At 58.0% G+C, this 822-nt stretch carries 1 protein-coding gene; it reads left to right on the top strand.

Going from position 1 to position 822, the window contains the following annotated elements; genetic code table 11:
• Positions 1 to 706 (top strand): hypothetical protein (locus AB4048_RS28875; protein ID WP_442205359.1); only part of this gene is annotated, 706 nt, incomplete at its 5' end.
• Positions 707 to 822: the final 116 nt, after the last annotated feature.

Here is an 822-nt window from a genome sequence, read left to right as displayed (position 1 = left end):
CGACGTCGCCGCGCTGTCACCACTTCTGCGCGGCATGCTTCTTTCGGTTGCCTATGCTGACGGTGAGGGTGGCATAGGATTGACGGCGACCGGCGCCATGAATCGAAAGTTCGTGCATTGGGCTGCTGTGCACTTCCTCTGGCCAGGCTTCACAGCCGAAGACCTCTACAGCATGAACAAGGTGCTCAATGAAAGCGACATGCCGCCGCTTTGGGTCGTGCGCGACATGGCCCGTCATCTGAAACTGCTTCGCCGGAAAAAGGATGTGCTGCTCCCAACCAAACGGGGCCGGGAGTTCTTGGCAAAACCGCAAGCCTTCTTCGATCTGATCGCTACGGATTATCTCTACTCATACGTTCACGACACCGATCATGAGGAGGAGGTGCGGGCGCGGTTACGCTGGTGGCGCCTGTTCCTCAATCTTCTCAATATCAAGGCCAGAGAAGGTTGCACGCCACTGGACGTTGTGAAGATCCTCTAYCCAGACCTGGCGCCTCTGTCGGACACCGAAATGACCATAGAAGCCTGGGAGCTGAAATCCGATCTCCAATATGGTGTCTTTCGACGCTTGTGCTGGCTCGGTTTGCTCTATGAGGCACGCGAGGGGCTCACGCTCCTCCAGGACGGATCCTTCCACAAGACGCCACTTTGGCCAGCCTGCCTGCAATTGGAATCGGATACGCAGAGCGACATCGGCGTGCATTGACGCTCTTTATTCCGCCGCCGGCGGCCTCGACAGTGCCTTCTCTCGCCGCGCAATCACCGCAGGATCGTTCATGAAATCCGTCCTTGGCCCAGGCTTGCGACCCCGCTTCTGATAGC

Source organism: Rhizobium sp. RAF56 (genome assembly GCF_052113965.1).
Taxonomy (GTDB): domain Bacteria; phylum Pseudomonadota; class Alphaproteobacteria; order Rhizobiales; family Rhizobiaceae; genus Rhizobium.
This window is presented reverse-complemented; position numbering and strand designations above follow the sequence as displayed.